The sequence below is a fragment of the Mariniluteicoccus endophyticus genome (genome assembly GCF_054780035.1).
In genome coordinates this window covers 1-17,000 of the sequence record NZ_BAAGXC010000004.1, presented here as the reverse complement: position 1 = coordinate 17,000, position 17,000 = coordinate 1, and the positions used below count along the sequence as shown (strand labels likewise).

Below are 17,000 nucleotides of genomic sequence, written 5' to 3'. Positions count from 1 at the left end.
ATCAGTTGGGGTTCGGCTGCTCGTCGTGCTCGGTGCGGGAGTCGGCGGCGGCCTTCCGGCGCCGCAGGCGCAGCGCCGAGTCCCGGCGCGTCGCCCGCTCGATCGAGTGGTCGTCGATCTCGAGCCTGTCGTAGTCGCGGTTCTCCACCAGCAGGCCGGGGGAGCGTACGCCGGCCTCGCGCAGCACCGTCATGGCACGGGCGCGGATCTCCCGCTCGACGGCCCACTGCTCGTTGCCGGGGCACTTGGCCATGACCGTGAAGTTCATCAGCCGGTCGTTGAAGTTCGACAGGCCGAGCACGCGCGGGGTCTCCAGCATCTGTTCGCGCCACTGGGGCTCCTCGTCGAGGCTGCCGACGACCTCCTCGAGGATGCGTACGACCCGGAACGGGTCCTCGGTGATCGCGACCGGGATCTGCACGTAGCTCGACGACCAGCCCTGGGTCTGGTTGCCGACCTTGGTGATCTCGCCGTTGCGGACGTACCAGATCTCGCCGGAGGCGTCCTGGAGCTGGGTGACGCGGAAGCCGACGCGCAGCACCGTGCCCTGGATGCCGTTGACCGACACGTAGTCGCCGACCCCGTACTGGTCCTCGAAGATCAGAAAGACGCCCGAGATGAGGTCTTTGACCAGCGACTGGGCGCCGAAGCCCAGCGCGAGGCCGCCGATGCCCGCCGAGGCGAGGGCCGGCGCGACCGAAAGGCCGAGCGTCGACAGCACCATCAGCACCACGACGACCACCAGGACCAGGTCGAAGACCGAGCCCAGCACCGAACCGAGCGTCTTGGTGCGCTGGCTGTGGCGGGCGGTCGAGGCAGCTTGGGCGTTCGTGAGGACGGTCGACGCCCGCTCGCCCAGTCCGACGGTGAGCCGGTTCCGGTTGGATACCGCCGCGTCGACGGTCTTGCGGATCGCCTTGTGGACGAGCCACCGCAACACGAGCGCGACGACGATCGTCAGGAGGATGTGGACGGCCTTCTCGGTGACCACCAGCTCCCAGCCCGGGGGAAACACGCAACAACACCTCTCGCTCGCCTGTGCGGACCGCCGCCCATCGTAGGTGCGGGGTGGTCGCGGGCCGTACCCACCGAGGGCGGAACGGGCGAGCAAGAACTCGTGCGACTCCCTAGACTGGCCCCCGCACACCACACCGCCAGCACCGAGGGGAGCCCATGTCCGGGCCGAACACGAATTTCGATCCAGTCCAGGTCACGCCGCTCAACGCGGACGAGATCGAGCGCTTCGTCACCGAGGCGCTGGCGGCCATCGAGGGCGCCGGCACGACCTCCGAGCTCAAGCAGGTCCGGATCGACCACAGCGGCGAACGCTCGCCGTTGGCCCTGGCGAACCGTGAGATCGGTGCGCTTCCCCCGCAGGCCCGCAAGGAGGCCGGCGCCCGCGTCGGCAAGGCGCGCGGCCGCGTCAACCAGGCGCTCAAGGCCCGTGAGGAGGTCCTTGCCGAGGCCGAGGTCGAGGCACGCCTGGCCTCCGAGACCGTCGACGTCACCATGCCTGCGACCCTCGCACCGCGCGGTGCCATCCACCCGATCACCGGCATGATGGACCTGATCTCCGACATCTTCGTGTCGATGGGCTGGGAGATCGCCGAGGGCCCCGAGCTCGAGGCGGAGTGGCTGAACTTCGACGCCCTCAACTTCCCGCCGGACCACCCGGCGCGCTACCTGCAGGACACGCTGTTCGTCGAGCCGGTCGACAACCACCTGCTGATGCGTACGCACACCTCACCGGTCCAGGCTCGCGCCCTGCTGGAGCGCGATCTGCCCGTCTACATCGCCTGCCCGGGCAAGGTCTACCGCGCCGACGAGTTCGACGCGACCCACCTGCCGGTGTTCCATCAGGTCGAGGGTCTGGTCGTCGACAAGGGCATCACCATGGCCCACCTCAAGGGCACGCTCGACCACCTCGCCAAGGCGCTGTACGGCGACCACGTCGAGACCCGCTTCCGCCCGCACTTCTTCCCGTTCACCGAGCCGTCGGCCGAGGTCGACGTGAAGTTCGAGATCGCGGGCGCCGGTGACACCGACGGCTGGATCGAGTGGGGCGGCTGCGGCGTGGTGAACCCGCGTGTGCTGGTCGCCTGCGGCATCGACCCCGACGTCTACACCGGCTTCGCGTTCGGCATGGGCATCGACCGCGGCGTGATGTTCCGCAACGGCGCCACCGACCTGCGCGACATGGTCGAGGGCGACGTCCGTTTCTCCCGCTCGCTCGTCGGCGAATCCCGCTGACCTCCCACATCGAAGGAATCGCACGATGAAGGCACCCCTGTCCTGGCTGCGCGAGTATGCGCCCATCCCCGCCGACACCCCGATCGAGAAGATCACCGAGGCGTTCGTCCGCGCTGGCATCGAGGTCGACGAGGTCCAGGCCGGCACCGAGGTGACCGGCCCGGTCGTCGTCGGCAAGGTCCTGTCCCGCAACCCCGAGCCGCAGAAGAACGGCAAGACCATCAACTGGTGCACCGTCGACGTGGGCCCCGCCCACAACCCCGAGGGTGAGCCCGGCCGCGGCATCGTCTGTGGTGCCCACAACTTCGACGTCGGCGACCACGTCGTCGTGTCGTTGCCGGGTGCGGTGCTTCCCGGCGGGTTCGAGATCGCGTCGCGCAAGACCTACGGCCACATCTCCGATGGCATGATCTGCTCGGCGGCCGAGCTCGGTCTCGGCGAGGACGCCGACGGCATCATCGTCCTCGACGGCGAGCCCGAGATCGGTCAGCCGGCCATGCCGCTGCTGGGCGCCGACGAGATCATCTACACCCTCGAGGTCACCCCTGACATGCCGCACTGCCTGTCGATCCGTGGCCTGGGGCGCGAGCTGGCGTACGCGTTCGACGTGCCGTTCACCGATCCGGTGACCGCCGACCGCGACGCGACCGAAGGCTCGGTCGCCGTACGTCTGGACGACCCGCGCTGCACGCGGTTCGTGGCCCAGAAGGTCACCGGCATCGACCCGACCCGTCCGAGCCCCGCCTGGCTGAAGCAGCGCGTCGTCGCGGCGGGCATCCGATCGATCTCACTGGCGGTCGACATCACCAACCTGGTGATGATCGAGATCGGCCAGCCGCTGCACGGCTATGACGCCGCGAAGGTCCAGGGCCCGATCGTCGTCCGCGACGCGGAGCCGGGGGAGAGGCTCACGACCCTCGACGGCCAGCAGCGCACGCTGTCCGCCGGTGACCTCGTCATCGCCGACGACTCCGGCGCCATCGGCCTGGCCGGTGTGATGGGTGGCGCGGCCACCGAGTTGTCCGACACCACCACCGAGGTGATCATCGAGGCCGCCGTGTTCGAGCGCGCCTCGGTCTCGCGCACCGCCCGCGGCCACAAGCTTCCGTCGGAGGCCTCCCGACGCTTCGAGCGTGGCATCGACCCCGCCGCCGCGTACGCCGCCGCCCGCCGCGCCGCCGACCTGTTCGTCGAGCTCGCCGGTGGCACGCTCGACGAGTCGGTGACCGTCGTCGGTGACGTGCCCCAGCCGGCCGCGACGACGATCGACGCCGACCTGCCCGAGCGGATCCTCGGCATGCCGGTCTCCGCCGACGAGGCCGTGGCGGCGCTCGAGGGCGCCGGCGTACACGTCGAGCGTGACGGCGACCGCCTCACCGTGACGCCGCCGACGTGGCGCCCCGACCTGCGCGACCCATACGACTACGTCGAGGAGGTCGGCCAGAAGGTCGGCCTCGACAAGATCGTCGGCGTGCTGCCACCCGCCCCGGGCGGGCGCGGGCTCACGCCCGCCCAGCAGGGCCGCCGTGCGGTGACGCGTGCGTTGGCCACCGCCGGGCTGGTCGAGGTGCTGACCTTCCCGTTCATGGCAGAGGCCGAGCTCGACAAGATGCAGGTCCCGGCCGACGACACCCGCCGCGACCTCGTACGCCTCGCGAACCCGCTCGCAGAGACCTCGCCGTTCCTGCGCACGACCGTGCTGCCCGGCCTGCTGGCCGCAGCGACGCGCAACGCCTCCCGCGGTCTCGACGACGTCGCCCTGTTCGAGATGGGCTCGGTCTTCCGGGCACGCCCGGGCTCCGGTGCCGCTCCGATGCCGCCGGTCGACCGCCGTCCCACCGACCAGGAGCGTGCGGCGATCGAGGAGGCGCTGCCCGACCAGCCGCGCCACCTGGGTGCCGTGCTGGTCGGCGACTGGCTGCCCGCGCGCTGGGATGCCCCGGCCCAGCCGGTGACCTGGCAGCACGCCATGGCCGTCGTCGACACCGTCGCCGAGGCGCTGGGCGTGCCGGTGACGCGTCGTGCCGCGCAGGTCGCGCCGTTCCACCCGGGCCGCTGCGCCGAGGTGGTCCTCGAGGACGGGGTCGTCGGTCTCGCCGGCGAGCTCCACCCGAAGGTCTGCGAGGCGTTCGGTCTGCGTACCGGCGCGTGTGCCGTAGAGCTCGACCTGGATGCGCTGCTGGCGGCCCTGCCGGGTCCTGGTGTCATCGCGCCGCTGTCGTCGCGGCCGGTCGCGAAGGAGGACGTCGCGCTGGTCGTCGACCAGTCCGTGGCGGCCGCCGACGTGGAACGCGCGCTCGTCGAGGGCGCGGGTCCGCTCCTGGAGTCGGTGCGCCTGTTCGACCTCTACACCGGCGACCAGATCCCCGAGGGCAAGAAGTCCCTGGCGTACGCGCTGCGCTTCCGCGCCACCGACCGCACGCTCAAGGACGCCGAGGCCGCCGAGGCCCGTGACGCGGCCGTCGCGCGCGCGGGTGAGGTGACCGGCGCGGTCCTGCGCTCCTGACCCGCGGCGGGTCGGGGTTGCGCGGGGTGTCTACCCTCGTGGTGTGAGACCTCGCCGCCCCCTCCTGCACGGCTTCTTGTTCGGCGTCATCACCTCCGCGGTGACGGCGCTGGGCGCGCTGCAGCTCTTCCGCGACACCGCGCTGGCCCCGGTCGGCGAGATCGGCGGCATCGTGCTGGGCTCGGTCTGGGCCTGGGTGCTGTTCGGGGGCTGGCTCGGCCGCGGCGGACGTGACGTCGTCCGCGCGATGGTCCTGGCATGTGCCGGGATGCTGTCGGCGGTCGTCAGCTCCACGCTGGTCGACCTCCTTGCGCGCATCGCGAACCGGGCAGAGGGTCCTCTTCTGCAACGGGCGGCGGACGAGCTCATGGCGCGGGGGAGCGCGACGCTCGTCCTGGGTGTGCTCGTGGGCGTCATCGGCTGGCTGACGCTGCGTCGCGACGGGATCGGCGCGGCTGCTCGCATCGTGCTCGCCGTCGGCTGCAGCGGCAACATGGCCGTCATCGTCCAGCAGGGCCTCGGCGCGAAGAACACCTTGTCGACGGTCGTCGGCCTCGTGATCGCGCTGGCGGGCCTGGGTGCGGCCGCGTGGTTCTTCTGGGACGCCCTGCGCCGCGGCGAGATGCGCCTGCCGTCGAGCGACGGTCCGGAGGCCGCCTTCCCTGAGGCGCCCCAGCGCCACTACCAGCTGCGTACCGGCACGCCGTCCGACGAGCGCACGCGCGCCTACCCGGCCACGGGCTCGACCGCGTACCGGCCCGACGACGAGCGCACGCTGTACCAGCCGACCGCCGAGGCACCCACCCAGCAGATGCCGGCGGCCGATCCCAACCGGACGAACTGGTCCGGGCGCTGGCGGTAGTCAGAACCGCCCGGCGATGTCGATGAGCCTGGCACGGTAGTCGGCCCACCACTGCTCGTCGTTCGGCGGCAGGTTGTCGCCCGGGCCGTCGTAGCCCACCGCGCCGTCGATCGACTCACGCAGGATGTCGAGCTGGCCGGCATGACGGTTCGTCTCGGCGATGACGTGGACGAGCAGCCGCTGCAGCGTCTGCGCCGGCTCGCCCCACCACGGCACCTGTGCCTCGGCGTCGAGGTCCATCGTCGCGATGGTCTCGTCGTCGTGGGCCCACACGGTGCGATACATCGCCAGGACCGACTCCGCAGACTCGTCGGCGCGCGCATACATGTCGGCGTTGTCCTCGGCGTCGGGTCCCATGACGGCCCACACGTCGATCGAGGAGGGGCGGCCCATGCAGTTGCCGAGATACCCGACCTCCACGAGCGCCAGGTGCTTCACGACGCCCAGCAGGTTCGTCCCCGTCGGCGTGCGGGGCATGCGCAGCTCGCGCTCGGGCAGCCCCTCGACCTTCGACATGACGACCCCGCGGGCCGTCTTCAGGTAGTGGTGGAGCGTCTCCTTGTGGTCCATGCTCCCATCGTCGCCGACGGGTCCGACAGGACCGTACGCGGGGTCAGCGGCGCTCGGCGTCGGCGAGGCGTCCGCGGGCCTCGGTCGTCTGCTTGCCCAGCTGGACGATCGTGAAGACCTGGTAGACGCACAGCAGGACCATGATGACCATCACCGCGTACAGATCCATCCCCGCGTCGGGGATCTTCGAGGCCTCGTACCCGGCATAGCCGACCATCACCAGTGCCGTGGCCGCGACGACCCCCTTGATGATCATGCGGGGCTTCGCCGACGCCACGAAGGCGCGGTCGCGGTCGAGCTGCTGCTGGTCGGTGCTGGGCATGGATCAAGCGTAGGCGGTCAGCGCGGCATGCGGCGCCAGACGGCGCGCGGGATGAACGGTGCCGGGGCGAACATGGCCTTCAGCTGCCACGGGATCCACAGGTCCACGCCCGAGCCCTTCTTCAGGAACGCCACCGTCGCGTCGGCGACCTGCGCGGGCGTGGACGAGAACGGTGCGGGTTCCATGCCCTCGGTCATGCGGCCGATCACGAAGCCGGGCCGGGCGATGACCAGGCGTACGCCGGAGCCGTGCAGCGCGTCCGCGAGACCCGACGCGAAACCGTCGAGGCCGGCCTTCGCCGAGCCGTACACGTAGTTGGCACGGCGTACGCGGGCCCCCGCCACCGACGAGAACGCGACGATCGTGCCGCGGGCACGCGTACGCATGGTGTTGGCGAGGACCGTCAGCAGCGAGGCCTGCGCGATGAAGTCGGTGTGCAGGATCTTCACCGCCGCGCGGTGGTCCCGCTCCGCCTCGGCCTGGTCACCGAGGATCCCGAAGGCGAGGATCGCGGTGTCGATAGGCCCGACGCGCGAATCGATGTCGGCGATGAGCGTGTCGTGGGCGTCGGTGTCGTCGGCGTCGAACTCCACGACCTCGACACGAGCCGCCCCCGCCTGCTCGCAGGCGGCCACGGCCTCGTCCATCGGACCGGGGCGGGCGGCCAGCACCACGGTCGCGCCGGGCGAGAGCCGCCGGGCGATCTCCAGGCCGATCTCGCTGCGTCCGCCGAAGATGGCAATCGTCTCGCTCATGGGAAGACACTTTCATGACCGGCCCGGTGGTGGTGGGATGGGCACGTGATCGATCCCGACCTGACCCTGACCGGCCGACTCGTCCGCCTCGAGCCGCTGCGTACCGACCACTGCAAGGCGCTCGAGGAGGCCGCCGCGGACGGCGAGCTGTGGGACCTGTTCTACACATCGGTGCCCGAGCCCGGGGCGATGGCCGCCGACATCCAGGCCAAGCTCGCACTGAAGGCCGCGGGGACGATGATGCCGTTCGTCGCCGTGCGGCTGTCGGACGACCAGGTGCTGGGGATGACGACGTACTGCAACGTCGACCCGTCGGTGCCCAAGGTGGAGATCGGATACACGTGGAACCGGGCCTCGACCCACGGCTCGGGCACCAACCCCGACTCGAAGCTCCTGCTCATCGGGCACGCGTTCGAGGTGCTCGGCTGTGAGAGCGTCGTTTTTCGAACCAACTTCATGAACCGCCAGTCGCGCGAGGCGATCGCCCGGCTGGGTGCGCGCCAGGACGGCGTCCTGCGCAACGACACGCGCGACCGTGAGGGCAACCTGCGTGACACGGTCCAGTTCTCGATCCTGCCGCATGAGTGGCCGCCGGTCCGCAGCGCTCTTGAGCGTCGGGTGCAGCGTCACCTGCGTTGAGTCATCCCCGGGGGTGGGGTCCCGGCCTCGATGGCGTAACTATTCCGTGTATGGCATAGTTATGCGCATGACTTTGAGCGTGGCAGTCGCGGGCTGCACCGGATACGCGGGCGGCGAGCTGCTGCGCCTGCTGCTGGAGCACCCCGCCGTCCAGATCGGGAACCTCACCGCCGGCACCAGCGCCGGCTCGCGCCTGGGGGAGCACCACTCCCACCTGTGGCCGCTCGCCGAGCGAGAGGTCCTCCCGACGACGCTTGACAACCTCGCCGGCCACGACGTCGTGTTCCTCGCGCTGCCGCACGGCCAGTCGGCCGAGATCGCCGCCCAGCTGCCCGAGCAGACGGTCGTCATCGACTGCGGTGCCGACTTCCGGCTGGCCGACGCGGGGCAGTGGCAGAAGTTCTACGGAACCGATCACGCCGGCACCTGGCCCTACGGCCTGCCCGAGCTGCCGGGCAAGCGCGACGAGCTCGCGCTCGCCACCCGCATCGCGGTCCCCGGCTGCTACCCGACCTCGGTGACGCTCGGCCTGATGCCGGCGGTCGCCGAGGGGATCATCGACGGCCGCGACGTCGTCGTCGTCGCCGCCTCCGGGCCCTCGGGCGCGGGCAAGGCGCTCAAGCCCCACCTGCTGGGCGCCGAGCTCATGGGCTCCGCGTCCGCGTACGGCGTCGGTGGCGTCCACCGCCACACGCCGGAGATCCTTCAGAACCTCACCGCACTGGGGGCCGACGGGCCGACGCTGTCGTTCACGCCGGTGCTCGTGCCGATGTCGCGCGGCATCCTCGCCACCTGCACCGCGCCGCTCGCCGACCCGGCGACGAGCGAGGACCAGGTGCGCGCCGTCTACGAGGTCGCGTACGCCGACGAGACCTTCCTCCACCTCCTGCCGCAGGGGCAGTGGCCCCAGACCCAGGCGGTCCTCGGCTCCAACGCGGTGCACGTGCAGGTGACGGTCGACCAGGCCGCCGGCCGGCTCGTCGTCGTGGTCGCGCTCGACAACCTCACCAAGGGCACCGCCGGTGGGGCGATCCAGTGCATGAACATCACCCAGGGCATGCTCGAACACTCGGGCCTCCCGCAGATTGGCGTGGCACCGTGAACGCCGTCGGCCAGACCGGGGTCACGGCCCCGAAGGGCTTCGTCGCCGCCGGCGTCGCGGCGGGCATCAAGGCCTCCGGCAACAAAGACCTCGCGCTCGTCGTCAACGAGGGTCCCGACCTGACAGCCGCCGCCGTCTTCACGTCCAACCGCATCCAGGCCGCGCCCGTGCGCTGGTCGAAGGAGGTCTGCGACGGCTCGCTGAAGGCCGTCGTCCTGAACAGCGGCGGCGCGAACGCCTGCACCGGCCAGCCGGGGTACGCCGACTCCCGCGCCACCGCCGAGGAGGTCGCCCGTGCCCTGTCGTGCGAGGCGACCGACGTGGCGGTCTGCTCCACCGGCCTCATCGGCGTACGCCTGCCGATGGAGCCGCTGCTGGCCGGCGTACGCGACGCCGCGCAGGCGCTGAGCGCGACCGGCGGCACCGACGCGGCCGAGGCCGTCATGACCACCGACACCGTCTCGAAGCAGGCCGTCATCACCGGTGACGGCTGGTCGGTCGGCGGCATGGCCAAGGGTGCCGGCATGCTCAACCCGGGGCTGGCGACCATGCTCGTGGTGCTCACCACCGACGCGAAGATCGCCCCCGACGAGCTCCAGCACGCGCTGGCCCGCGCGACCGGGGTGACGCTCAACCGCCTCGACTCCGACGGCTGCATGTCGACCAACGACACCGTCGTCGCCATGGCGTCGGGCGCCTCCGGCGTCGAGGTCGACGAGACCACCATGGCGGCGGCGCTGACCGCGCTGTGCCACGACCTGGGCCAACAGCTGCTGGGCGACGCCGAGGGCTCGTCCCACGACGTGGCTGTCGAGGTCGTCAACGCCGCCAGCGAGGACGACGCGGTCAAGGTCGGCCGCTCCATCACGTCGTCGAACCTGTTCAAGTGCGCGATCTTCGGTGCCGACCCCAACTGGGGCCGCGTGCTGTCGGCGCTCGGCACGACCGATGCCGCCTACGACCCCGACGAGGTCGACGTGTCGTTCAACGGCGTCATGGTGTGCCGCGGCGGCGCGATCGGCGACGACCGCGAGCTCGTCGACCTGTCTCAGCGGGCCGTCCACGTGCTGGTCGACCTCCACGCGGGCGCGGCGACCGCCACCGTCTGGACCAACGACCTGACGTACGACTACGTCAAGGAGAACGCGGAGTACAGCTCATGAGCCCCCTCAGCCGCATGGACGCCGGCACCAAGGCCTCGGTTCTCGCCGAGGCGCTGCCCTGGCTCGACTCGTACGCAGGCAAGACCATCGTCATCAAGTACGGCGGCAACGCCATGATCGACGACGACCTCAAGCGGGCCTTCGCCGAGGACATCGTCTTCCTGCGGCGCTGCGGCGTACGCCCCGTCGTCGTGCACGGGGGCGGACCGCAGATCTCCACGATGCTCAAGCGCGTCGGCATCGAGAGCGAGTTCAAGGGCGGCCTGCGCGTGACCTCGCCCGAGGCCATGGACGTCGTACGCATGGTGCTGGTCGGCCAGGTCGGCCGCGAGCTCGTCGGCCTGATCAACGCCCACGGTCACCTCGCCGTCGGCATGTCCGGCGAGGACGCGGGCCTGTTCACCGCCCAGCGCAAGGGGCTCATGCTCGACGGCGAGGACGTCGACCTCGGACTCGTCGGCGAGGTGGCCCAGGTCCACCCCGAGGCGGTCGAGGACCTCATCGAGGCCGGCCGCATCCCGGTCGTGGCCACGGTCGCCCCCGATGACGACGGCCTGGTCCACAACGTCAACGCCGACACGGCGGCCGCGGCACTGGCCGTGGCGCTGGGTGCCGAAAAGCTTGTCGTCCTCACCGATGTCGAGGGCCTCTACCGCAACTGGCCCGACGACCCCGAGATCGTCACCGGGATCACGGCCAGCGAGCTGCAGGAGATGCTGCCCAGCCTGCAGTCGGGCATGGTGCCCAAGATGGAGGCCTGCCTCCATGCGGTCGAGGGCGGCCTGAGCCGCGCGACCGTCCTCGACGGCCGCGTCCCGCACGCCCTGCTGCTCGAGATCTTCACCGATGACGGCGTCGGCACCCAGGTCGTTGCCGACCCCACGAACCACGAGAACAAGGAGGTGGACGCATGAGCTCCGAGCTCGACGAGCTGCTGCCCCACGCCCGCCAGTCCGAGCTGCAGCAGCGCTACACCGGCGCGCTGATGAACACCTTCGGTACGCCGAAGCGCGTGTTCGTCCGCGGTGAGGGCGCGTACGTGTGGGACGCCGACGGCAACCGCTACCTCGACCTGCTGGCCGGCATCGCCGTGAACGCGCTGGGTCACGCCCATCCCTACGTGCTGGCGGCGATCACCTCCCAGCTGGCGACGCTGGGCCACGTGTCGAACTTCTTCGCCACACCGGCCCAGATCGCGCTCGCCGAGCGGCTGTCCGCCATGGTCGCCCACGACGGCTCGCAGGCACGGGTGTTCTTCACCAACTCCGGCTCCGAGGCGAACGAGGCCGCGTTCAAGATCACGCGCCGGACGGGTCGCACCAAGGTCGTCGCGATGGAGGGCTCGTTCCACGGACGCACGATGGGTTCGCTGGCGTTGACGTCGACCGCGAGATATCGAGAGCCGTTCGAGCCGCTGCCCGGTGGCGTGGTGTTCGTCCCGTTCGGCGACGAGGCGGCCCTCGAGGCGGCCGTCGACGACCAGACCGCCGCCGTCCTGATGGAGCCCGTTCAGGGTGAGAGCGGCGTTGTCGAGCCGCCGGAGGGTTACCTGGCCGCCGCGCGGCGCATCACCGACGACCACGGCGCCCTGCTCTGGTTCGACGAGGTCCAGACCGGCATCGGTCGCTGCGGCGACTGGCTCGCGTCGACCTCCTCGGGGGTCGTCGCCGACGTCGTGACCCTGGCCAAGGGCCTGGGCAACGGGTTCCCCGTGGGCGCCTGCGTCGCCACCGGCCGTGCCGCCGACCTCCTGCAGCCCGGTTCCCACGGCAGCACGTTCGGCGGCAACCCCGTCGCCGCCATCGCCGGCCTCGCCGTCCTGGAGGTCATCGAGCGCGACGACCTGCTGGCCAACGCCACGGCGATGGGGGAGCGGCTCAAGGCCGGCGTGGAGGGCCTCGGCCACCCGCTTGTCGACCACGTCCGCGGCCGTGGCCTGCTGCGCGCGATCGTGCTGAAGGCCGAGATCGGCCCCAAGGCGTACGAGGCGGCGCTCGACGCCGGCTTCGTCATCAACGCACCGCGTCCCGACGCCCTGCGCCTCGCACCCCCGCTGAACATCACCGGTGACCAGATCGACTCGTTCGTGGCCGCCCTGCCCGCCATCCTCGATGGGAGCGCATCATGACCACACCGACCCACATCATCGACAACGCCGACGGCCAGCTGCGGCACTTCCTCGACGACGCCGACCTGTCCCACGACGAACAGCTCCACGTCCTCGAGCTCGCCGCGGAGTTCAAGCGTGACCCGTACGCGGCCAAGCCCTTCGCCGGGCCGCGTGCCGTCGCCGTGCTGTTCGACAAGGCGTCCACGCGTACGCGCATCTCGTTCGAGGCCGGCATCGCCGAGCTGGGCGGCCACCCGATGATCATGGACGCCCAGCTGTCCCAGCTCGGCCGCGGCGAGCCCATCAGGGACACCGCACGCGTGCTCGGCCGACACGTCGCCGCCGTCGTGTGGCGCACGTCGGGCCACGCGCGGCTGCAGGAGATGGCCGCGTACGCCGGCGTGCCCGTCGTCAACGCGCTCACCGATGACTACCACCCCTGCCAGGTGCTCGCCGACCTCCTCACCGTCCAGGAACGGCGCGGGGCCCTCGCCGGCCAGGTCTTCGCCTATGTGGGTGACGGTGCCAACAACATGGCTCAGTCCTACGTGCTCGGCGGCGCCGTCGCCGGCATGCACGTCCGCATCGGCGCACCGGAGGGCTACCAGCCCGACGCTGGCATCGTGGAGCGCGCGAAGAAGATCGCCGAGACCACCGGTGGTTCGGTCACCATCACCACCGATGCCGTCGAGGCGGTGAAGGGCGCCGACGTCGTGTCGACCGACACGTGGGTGTCGATGGGCCAGGAGGGCGAGGACGAGGTCCGCGAGCGGGTCTTCGCGCCCTATTCGATCACCGAGGAACTGGTCGGCCACGCGGCCGACGACGCGATCGTGCTGCACTGCCTGCCCGCCTACCGCGGCAAGGAGATCGCCGAGTCGGTGCTGGAGGGCCCGCAGTCGGCGGTCTGGGACGAGGCCGAGAACCGGCGACACGTCCAGAAGGCCGTGCTCGTGTTCCTCGACAAGGCCGCCCGAGGGGTGTGAGATGAGCCCCGTGATGACGAAGGCCGCCCGTCAGGCGTCGATCGGCGAGCTCATCGCCCGCGAGCACATCCGCTCGCAGACCGAGCTGGCCGAGAAGCTCGCCGACCACGGGATCTCCGTCTCACAGGGCACCCTGTCGAAGGACCTCCTCGAGCTCGGTGCCGTCCGCATCCGCAACGCCGCCGGCCACCTCGTGTACGCCGTCCCGGGCGAGGGCGGCGACCGCAGCCACCAGGCGGGGGAGTCGCAGGCGTTCGAGGCCCGGCTCGCGCGACTCTGCGGGGAGGTCCTCGTGTCCGCCGACGCCTCGGCCAACCTCGCAGTCCTGCGTACGCCCCCGGGCGCGGCGCAATACTTCGCCTCGGCGATCGACAAGGTCTCGTGGCCCGAGATCCTCGGCACGATCGCCGGTGACGACACCGTCATGCTCATCACCCGCGACCCCGCCGGGGGAGCGGCCGTCGCCGAGCGGATGCTCGGCCTGGCCGCGGAGCCCCGCAGCTGAACCCTCACCCGAACCGGACCGCACACCGAAGCGGGCCGCACCCGCCCTCTAGGATCTGGAGCCATGTCCGACACCCAGCACGACCCTGCCCTGACCTCGCCCAAGTCCGCCGGAGAGGGCGTGCTGTGGGGCGGCCGGTTCGAGGGCGGCCCCGCCGACGCCATGTTCGCGCTGTCGAAGTCGACCCACTTCGACTGGCGGTTGGCCGAGCTGGACCTGCGTGGCTCCATCGCCCACGCCAACGCGCTGTACGCCGCCGACCTCCTCACCGACGACGAGGCCGAGGGCCTGTACGCGGCGCTGACGACGCTGATCGACAAGGTCCGCTCGGGCGAGGCGCAGCCCGCCGCCAGCGACGAGGACGTCCACGGCGCGCTGGAGCGTCTCCTCATCGAGGAGGCCGGGCCGGAGCTCGGCGGCCGCCTGCGTGCCGGTCGGTCGCGCAACGACCAGATCGCGACCCTCGTCCGCCTCTACCTCCGCCTCGAGCTGCGCACGCTCGGTGACGCGGTCGCCCGCGTGGTCGACGCGCTGCTGGAGCAGGCCGACAGGCACCGGGGGGCGATCATGCCGGGGCGTACGCACCTGCAGTCGGCCCAGCCGGTCGCCCTGTCCCACCACCTGATGGCCCACGCGTGGCCCCTGCTGCGCGACCTCGACCGGCTGCGTGACCTGGACGCGCGTCTGGCGCGGTCGCCGTACGGCTCTGCGGCGCTGGCCGGCACCTCGCTGGGCCTGTCGCCGGAGCTCGTCGCCGAGCAGCTCGGCTTCGACGGGCCCGTGGAGAACTCCATCGACGGCACCGCGTCGCGCGACCTCGTCGCCGAGGCGGCGTTCGTGCTGGCGCAGGTCGGTGTCGATCTCTCACGCATCAGCGAGGAGATCATCCTGTGGTCGACGGTCGAGTTCGGGTTCGTGACCCTCGACGACGCCTGGTCGACCGGGTCGAGCATCATGCCGCAGAAGAAGAACCCCGACGTCGCCGAGCTCGCGCGGGGCAAGGCCGGGCGGTTCGTCGGCAACCTCACCGGCCTCATGACGACGTTCAAGGGCCTTCCTCTGGCCTACAACCGCGATCTCCAGGAGGACAAGGAGCCGCTGTTCGACACGATCGACCAGCTCCACGTCCTGCTGCCCGCCATGGAGGGCCTGGTCCGAACCCTGGTGTTCCACACCGACAAGATGGCGGCACTCGCCCCGCAGGGCTTCTCCCTGGCGACCGACGTGGCCGACTGGCTGGTCCAGCAGCGCGTCCCGTTCGCGCAGGCCCACGAGATCGCAGGTGCGGCCGTACGCCACTGCGAGTCCCGCGGTATCGAGCTCTCCGACCTCACCGCCGACGACCTGCCCCGGATCGACGACCGGCTCCGGCCCGGCGTGCTGGAGCGGTTGACCGTCGAGGGCGCGGTCGGCAGCCGCGAGGCGACCGGTGGCACCGGGCCCGCGGCCGTCTCCCGCCAGCTGGAGGACGCGTACGCCGGCCTCCGTCGCCACCAGTGGGTGAGCGCCGACGTGCTGCCCGAGCCGTGGAGCCCGGATCGTCTGCGCGGGTGGAGGGGGCAGGCCGGGGTGGGTCGGAGCCCCGAACCGCCGACGGACGCTCCGCGGTCCTGAGGGGACCAACCACTAGGGTGACGAGCGTGAACGAGGCACTCGAAGAGCTGAAGTGGCGCGGCCTGTTGGCCAACTCGACCGACCAGGAGGCCCTCTCGGACCACCTCGATGCCGGACCCGTCACGTTCTACGTGGGCTTCGACCCGACCGCGCCGAGCATCCACATGGGCAACCTCGTCCAGCTCATCGTCGCGCGCACACTCCAGCGGTACGGCCATCGGCCGCTACTACTCGTGGGCGGGGCGACGGGGCTGATCGGTGACCCCAAGGAGTCATCGGAGCGCAACCTGAACCCGATCGAGACGGTCCACCAGTGGGTCGAGCGCATCCGCTCCCAGGTGGAGCGCTTCGTTTCGTTCGAGGGCGACAACGCCGCGACCCTGGTCAACAACTACGACTGGACCGCGGAGATGTCGGTGCTCGACTTCTTGCGCGATGTCGGCAAGCACTTCCCGGTCAACCGCATGCTGGCGCGCGACGTGGTGGCCAAGCGTCTCGAGTCGGGCATCTCCTACACCGAGTTCAGCTACGTGCTCCTTCAGTCGATGGACTACCGCGAGCTGTTCCGTCGCCACGGGTGCACGCTGCAATCGGGCGGTTCCGACCAGTGGGGCAACATCACCGCGGGCGTCGAGCTCGTCCGGCGCTCCGACGGCGAGCGCGTCCACGCCATCTGTACGCCGCTGCTCACCAAGGCCGACGGCACCAAGTTCGGCAAGACCGAGTCGGGCACCGTCTGGCTAGATGCCGAGATGACGAGCCCGTACGCGTTCCACCAGTTCTTCCTCAACGCCGAGGACGCCAAGGTCATCGAATACCTCAAGGTGTTCAGCCCCCGCTCGCGCGAGGAGATCGAGGCGCTCGAGAAGTCCTTGGCGGACGAGCCCTTCAAGCGAGAGGCCCAGCGGGCGCTGGCCGACGACGTCACCGACCTGGTCCACGGCGTCGAGCAGCGCGAACGGGCGGTGGAGGCGGCCGCCGCACTCTTCGGACGAGGCGACATCGGGGCCCTCGACGAGCGGACGCTCGAGGGGCTGGCCGGCGAGGTCGGCGGGGGAGAGGTCGACGACCCCGACGCAGGGGTCCTCGACGTGCTGGTGGCCGCCGGGGTCGTCGAGTCCAAGGGCGCTGCGCGCCGCGCCGTCAAGGAGGGCGGGGCCTACGTCAACAACGAGAAGGTGGCCGACGAGTCGGCGACCGTGGCCGGCCAGTGGCTGCACGACCGCTACTTGGTGGTGCGGCGCGGCAAGAAGACCATGGCGGTGGTGCGCCGGACGCTCTGAGGACGTGCCTTCAGGCCGGCGCGGTCGATGTGAGGCAAGCCACACGGCGGCGATTTGACGCGTACGCCGGAGGTGAGTAATGTTCTCTGAGCCTTGAGGGTGCGAAACACGGCAGCAAAGCTGAAGATGTCGCCCCGAAGGACACTTCCAACCATGACAGACCGACGTCGATCACTCTTTGACTAGGGGATCGCGAAGATCTGACGCGGACGGAAACAGGCCGAAAACCTCGATTTGACTCGAGACCGAAGCCTGACTAAAGTAAGTCGAGTTGCCCCAAGCGGCGCCCGGGAGGGTGGTGCGAGGTGTGTGGTCGATTCTTGAGAACTCAAC

At 70.8% G+C, this 17,000-nt stretch carries 16 protein-coding genes; 12 read left to right on the top strand and 4 right to left on the bottom strand.

Translation table 11 applies throughout. The features are described 5' to 3' along the window. Position 1 precedes the first annotated feature (1 nt). Positions 2 to 1,015 carry a mechanosensitive ion channel family protein gene (locus ACYVGD_RS01655; RefSeq protein ID WP_460741232.1) on the bottom strand — a complete coding sequence of 338 codons (1,014 nt, stop codon included), beginning with the start codon at positions 1,013 to 1,015 and terminating at the stop codon, positions 2 to 4. A 158-nt stretch (positions 1,016 to 1,173) separates the two neighbouring features. On the opposite strand from ACYVGD_RS01655, the gene pheS reads away from it, so the two are divergent. The 3 genes from pheS to ACYVGD_RS01640 are packed head-to-tail and all read left to right on the top strand — an operon-like array spanning position 1,174 to position 5,618. Further along, positions 1,174 to 2,250, top strand: coding sequence for a phenylalanine--tRNA ligase subunit alpha (pheS, locus tag ACYVGD_RS01650; RefSeq protein ID WP_460741231.1), 1,077 nt, complete (start codon positions 1,174 to 1,176; stop codon positions 2,248 to 2,250). Positions 2,251 to 2,275: 25 nt separating this feature from the next. Then, a complete protein-coding gene (pheT, locus tag ACYVGD_RS01645) occupies positions 2,276 to 4,756 on the top strand; it encodes a phenylalanine--tRNA ligase subunit beta (RefSeq protein ID WP_460741230.1) in 2,481 nt (826 codons plus the stop codon). A gap of 43 nt (positions 4,757 to 4,799) precedes the next feature. Beyond that, positions 4,800 to 5,618: a hypothetical protein gene (locus ACYVGD_RS01640; protein ID WP_460741229.1), complete on the top strand. Its 819-nt coding sequence runs from the start codon at positions 4,800 to 4,802 to the stop codon at positions 5,616 to 5,618. On the opposite strand, the gene ACYVGD_RS01635 is transcribed toward ACYVGD_RS01640, so the two are convergent. Genes ACYVGD_RS01635 through ACYVGD_RS01625 form a run of 3 tightly spaced genes read right to left on the bottom strand, consistent with a single transcriptional unit; the run spans position 5,619 to position 7,265 of the window. Continuing rightward, on the bottom strand, positions 5,619 to 6,188 hold the full coding sequence (locus tag ACYVGD_RS01635) for a DinB family protein (protein ID WP_460741228.1): 570 nt from the start codon (positions 6,186 to 6,188) through the stop codon (positions 5,619 to 5,621). It lies immediately after the preceding gene. Positions 6,189 to 6,231: 43 nt separating this feature from the next. After that, positions 6,232 to 6,510, bottom strand: coding sequence for a hypothetical protein (locus ACYVGD_RS01630; RefSeq protein ID WP_460741227.1), 279 nt, complete (start codon positions 6,508 to 6,510; stop codon positions 6,232 to 6,234). A gap of 17 nt (positions 6,511 to 6,527) precedes the next feature. Further along, a complete protein-coding gene (locus ACYVGD_RS01625) occupies positions 6,528 to 7,265 on the bottom strand; it encodes an SDR family NAD(P)-dependent oxidoreductase (RefSeq protein WP_460741226.1) in 738 nt (245 codons plus the stop codon). A 45-nt stretch (positions 7,266 to 7,310) separates the two neighbouring features. Here ACYVGD_RS01625 and ACYVGD_RS01620 point away from each other — a divergent pair, with 45 nt between their 5' ends. From ACYVGD_RS01620 to tyrS, 9 genes are all read left to right on the top strand, one after another. Continuing rightward, positions 7,311 to 7,904, top strand: a complete 594-nt coding sequence (locus ACYVGD_RS01620) for a GNAT family N-acetyltransferase (protein WP_460741225.1) — start codon at positions 7,311 to 7,313, stop codon at positions 7,902 to 7,904. Between the two features lie 67 nt (positions 7,905 to 7,971). After that, a complete protein-coding gene (gene argC / locus ACYVGD_RS01615; protein WP_460741224.1) occupies positions 7,972 to 9,006 on the top strand; it encodes an N-acetyl-gamma-glutamyl-phosphate reductase in 1,035 nt (344 codons plus the stop codon). Next, positions 9,003 to 10,169: a bifunctional glutamate N-acetyltransferase/amino-acid acetyltransferase ArgJ gene (gene argJ / locus ACYVGD_RS01610; protein ID WP_460741223.1), complete on the top strand. Its 1,167-nt coding sequence runs from the start codon at positions 9,003 to 9,005 to the stop codon at positions 10,167 to 10,169. Before argC ends, argJ begins: the two co-directional genes overlap by 4 nt. Then, positions 10,166 to 11,083 carry an acetylglutamate kinase gene (argB, locus tag ACYVGD_RS01605; RefSeq protein ID WP_460741222.1) on the top strand — a complete coding sequence of 306 codons (918 nt, stop codon included), beginning with the start codon at positions 10,166 to 10,168 and terminating at the stop codon, positions 11,081 to 11,083. The genes argJ and argB overlap by 4 nt, the downstream gene beginning before the upstream one ends. Beyond that, positions 11,080 to 12,297 carry an acetylornithine transaminase gene (locus tag ACYVGD_RS01600; RefSeq protein ID WP_460741221.1) on the top strand — a complete coding sequence of 406 codons (1,218 nt, stop codon included), beginning with the start codon at positions 11,080 to 11,082 and terminating at the stop codon, positions 12,295 to 12,297. The genes argB and ACYVGD_RS01600 overlap by 4 nt, the downstream gene beginning before the upstream one ends. Beyond that, positions 12,294 to 13,265 carry an ornithine carbamoyltransferase gene (argF, locus tag ACYVGD_RS01595; protein WP_460741220.1) on the top strand — a complete coding sequence of 324 codons (972 nt, stop codon included), beginning with the start codon at positions 12,294 to 12,296 and terminating at the stop codon, positions 13,263 to 13,265. Before ACYVGD_RS01600 ends, argF begins: the two co-directional genes overlap by 4 nt. Before the next feature lies 1 nt (position 13,266). Then, a complete protein-coding gene (locus ACYVGD_RS01590) occupies positions 13,267 to 13,770 on the top strand; it encodes an arginine repressor (RefSeq protein ID WP_460741219.1) in 504 nt (167 codons plus the stop codon). A gap of 63 nt (positions 13,771 to 13,833) precedes the next feature. Beyond that, positions 13,834 to 15,384 (top strand): argininosuccinate lyase, encoded by a 1,551-nt coding sequence (gene argH, locus ACYVGD_RS01585; RefSeq protein WP_460741218.1) that lies wholly within the window; start codon positions 13,834 to 13,836, stop codon positions 15,382 to 15,384. A 26-nt stretch (positions 15,385 to 15,410) separates the two neighbouring features. Beyond that, a complete protein-coding gene (gene tyrS, locus ACYVGD_RS01580; protein WP_460741217.1) occupies positions 15,411 to 16,667 on the top strand; it encodes a tyrosine--tRNA ligase in 1,257 nt (418 codons plus the stop codon). Positions 16,668 to 17,000: the final 333 nt, after the last annotated feature.

Coding starts and splice junctions, on each gene's coding strand:
- argC (WP_460741224.1), top strand. CDS start 7,972: ATGACTTTGAGCGTGGCAGTCGCGGGCTGCACCGGATACGCGGGCGGC.
- pheS (WP_460741231.1), top strand. CDS start 1,174: ATGTCCGGGCCGAACACGAATTTCGATCCAGTCCAGGTCACGCCGCTC.
- argF (WP_460741220.1), top strand. CDS start 12,294: ATGACCACACCGACCCACATCATCGACAACGCCGACGGCCAGCTGCGG.
- argH (WP_460741218.1), top strand. CDS start 13,834: ATGTCCGACACCCAGCACGACCCTGCCCTGACCTCGCCCAAGTCCGCC.
- ACYVGD_RS01630 (WP_460741227.1), bottom strand. CDS start 6,510: ATGCCCAGCACCGACCAGCAGCAGCTCGACCGCGACCGCGCCTTCGTG.
- ACYVGD_RS01625 (WP_460741226.1), bottom strand. CDS start 7,265: ATGAGCGAGACGATTGCCATCTTCGGCGGACGCAGCGAGATCGGCCTG.
- argB (WP_460741222.1), top strand. CDS start 10,166: ATGAGCCCCCTCAGCCGCATGGACGCCGGCACCAAGGCCTCGGTTCTC.
- ACYVGD_RS01590 (WP_460741219.1), top strand. CDS start 13,267: ATGAGCCCCGTGATGACGAAGGCCGCCCGTCAGGCGTCGATCGGCGAG.
- ACYVGD_RS01635 (WP_460741228.1), bottom strand. CDS start 6,188: ATGGACCACAAGGAGACGCTCCACCACTACCTGAAGACGGCCCGCGGG.
- pheT (WP_460741230.1), top strand. CDS start 2,276: ATGAAGGCACCCCTGTCCTGGCTGCGCGAGTATGCGCCCATCCCCGCC.
- ACYVGD_RS01600 (WP_460741221.1), top strand. CDS start 11,080: ATGAGCTCCGAGCTCGACGAGCTGCTGCCCCACGCCCGCCAGTCCGAG.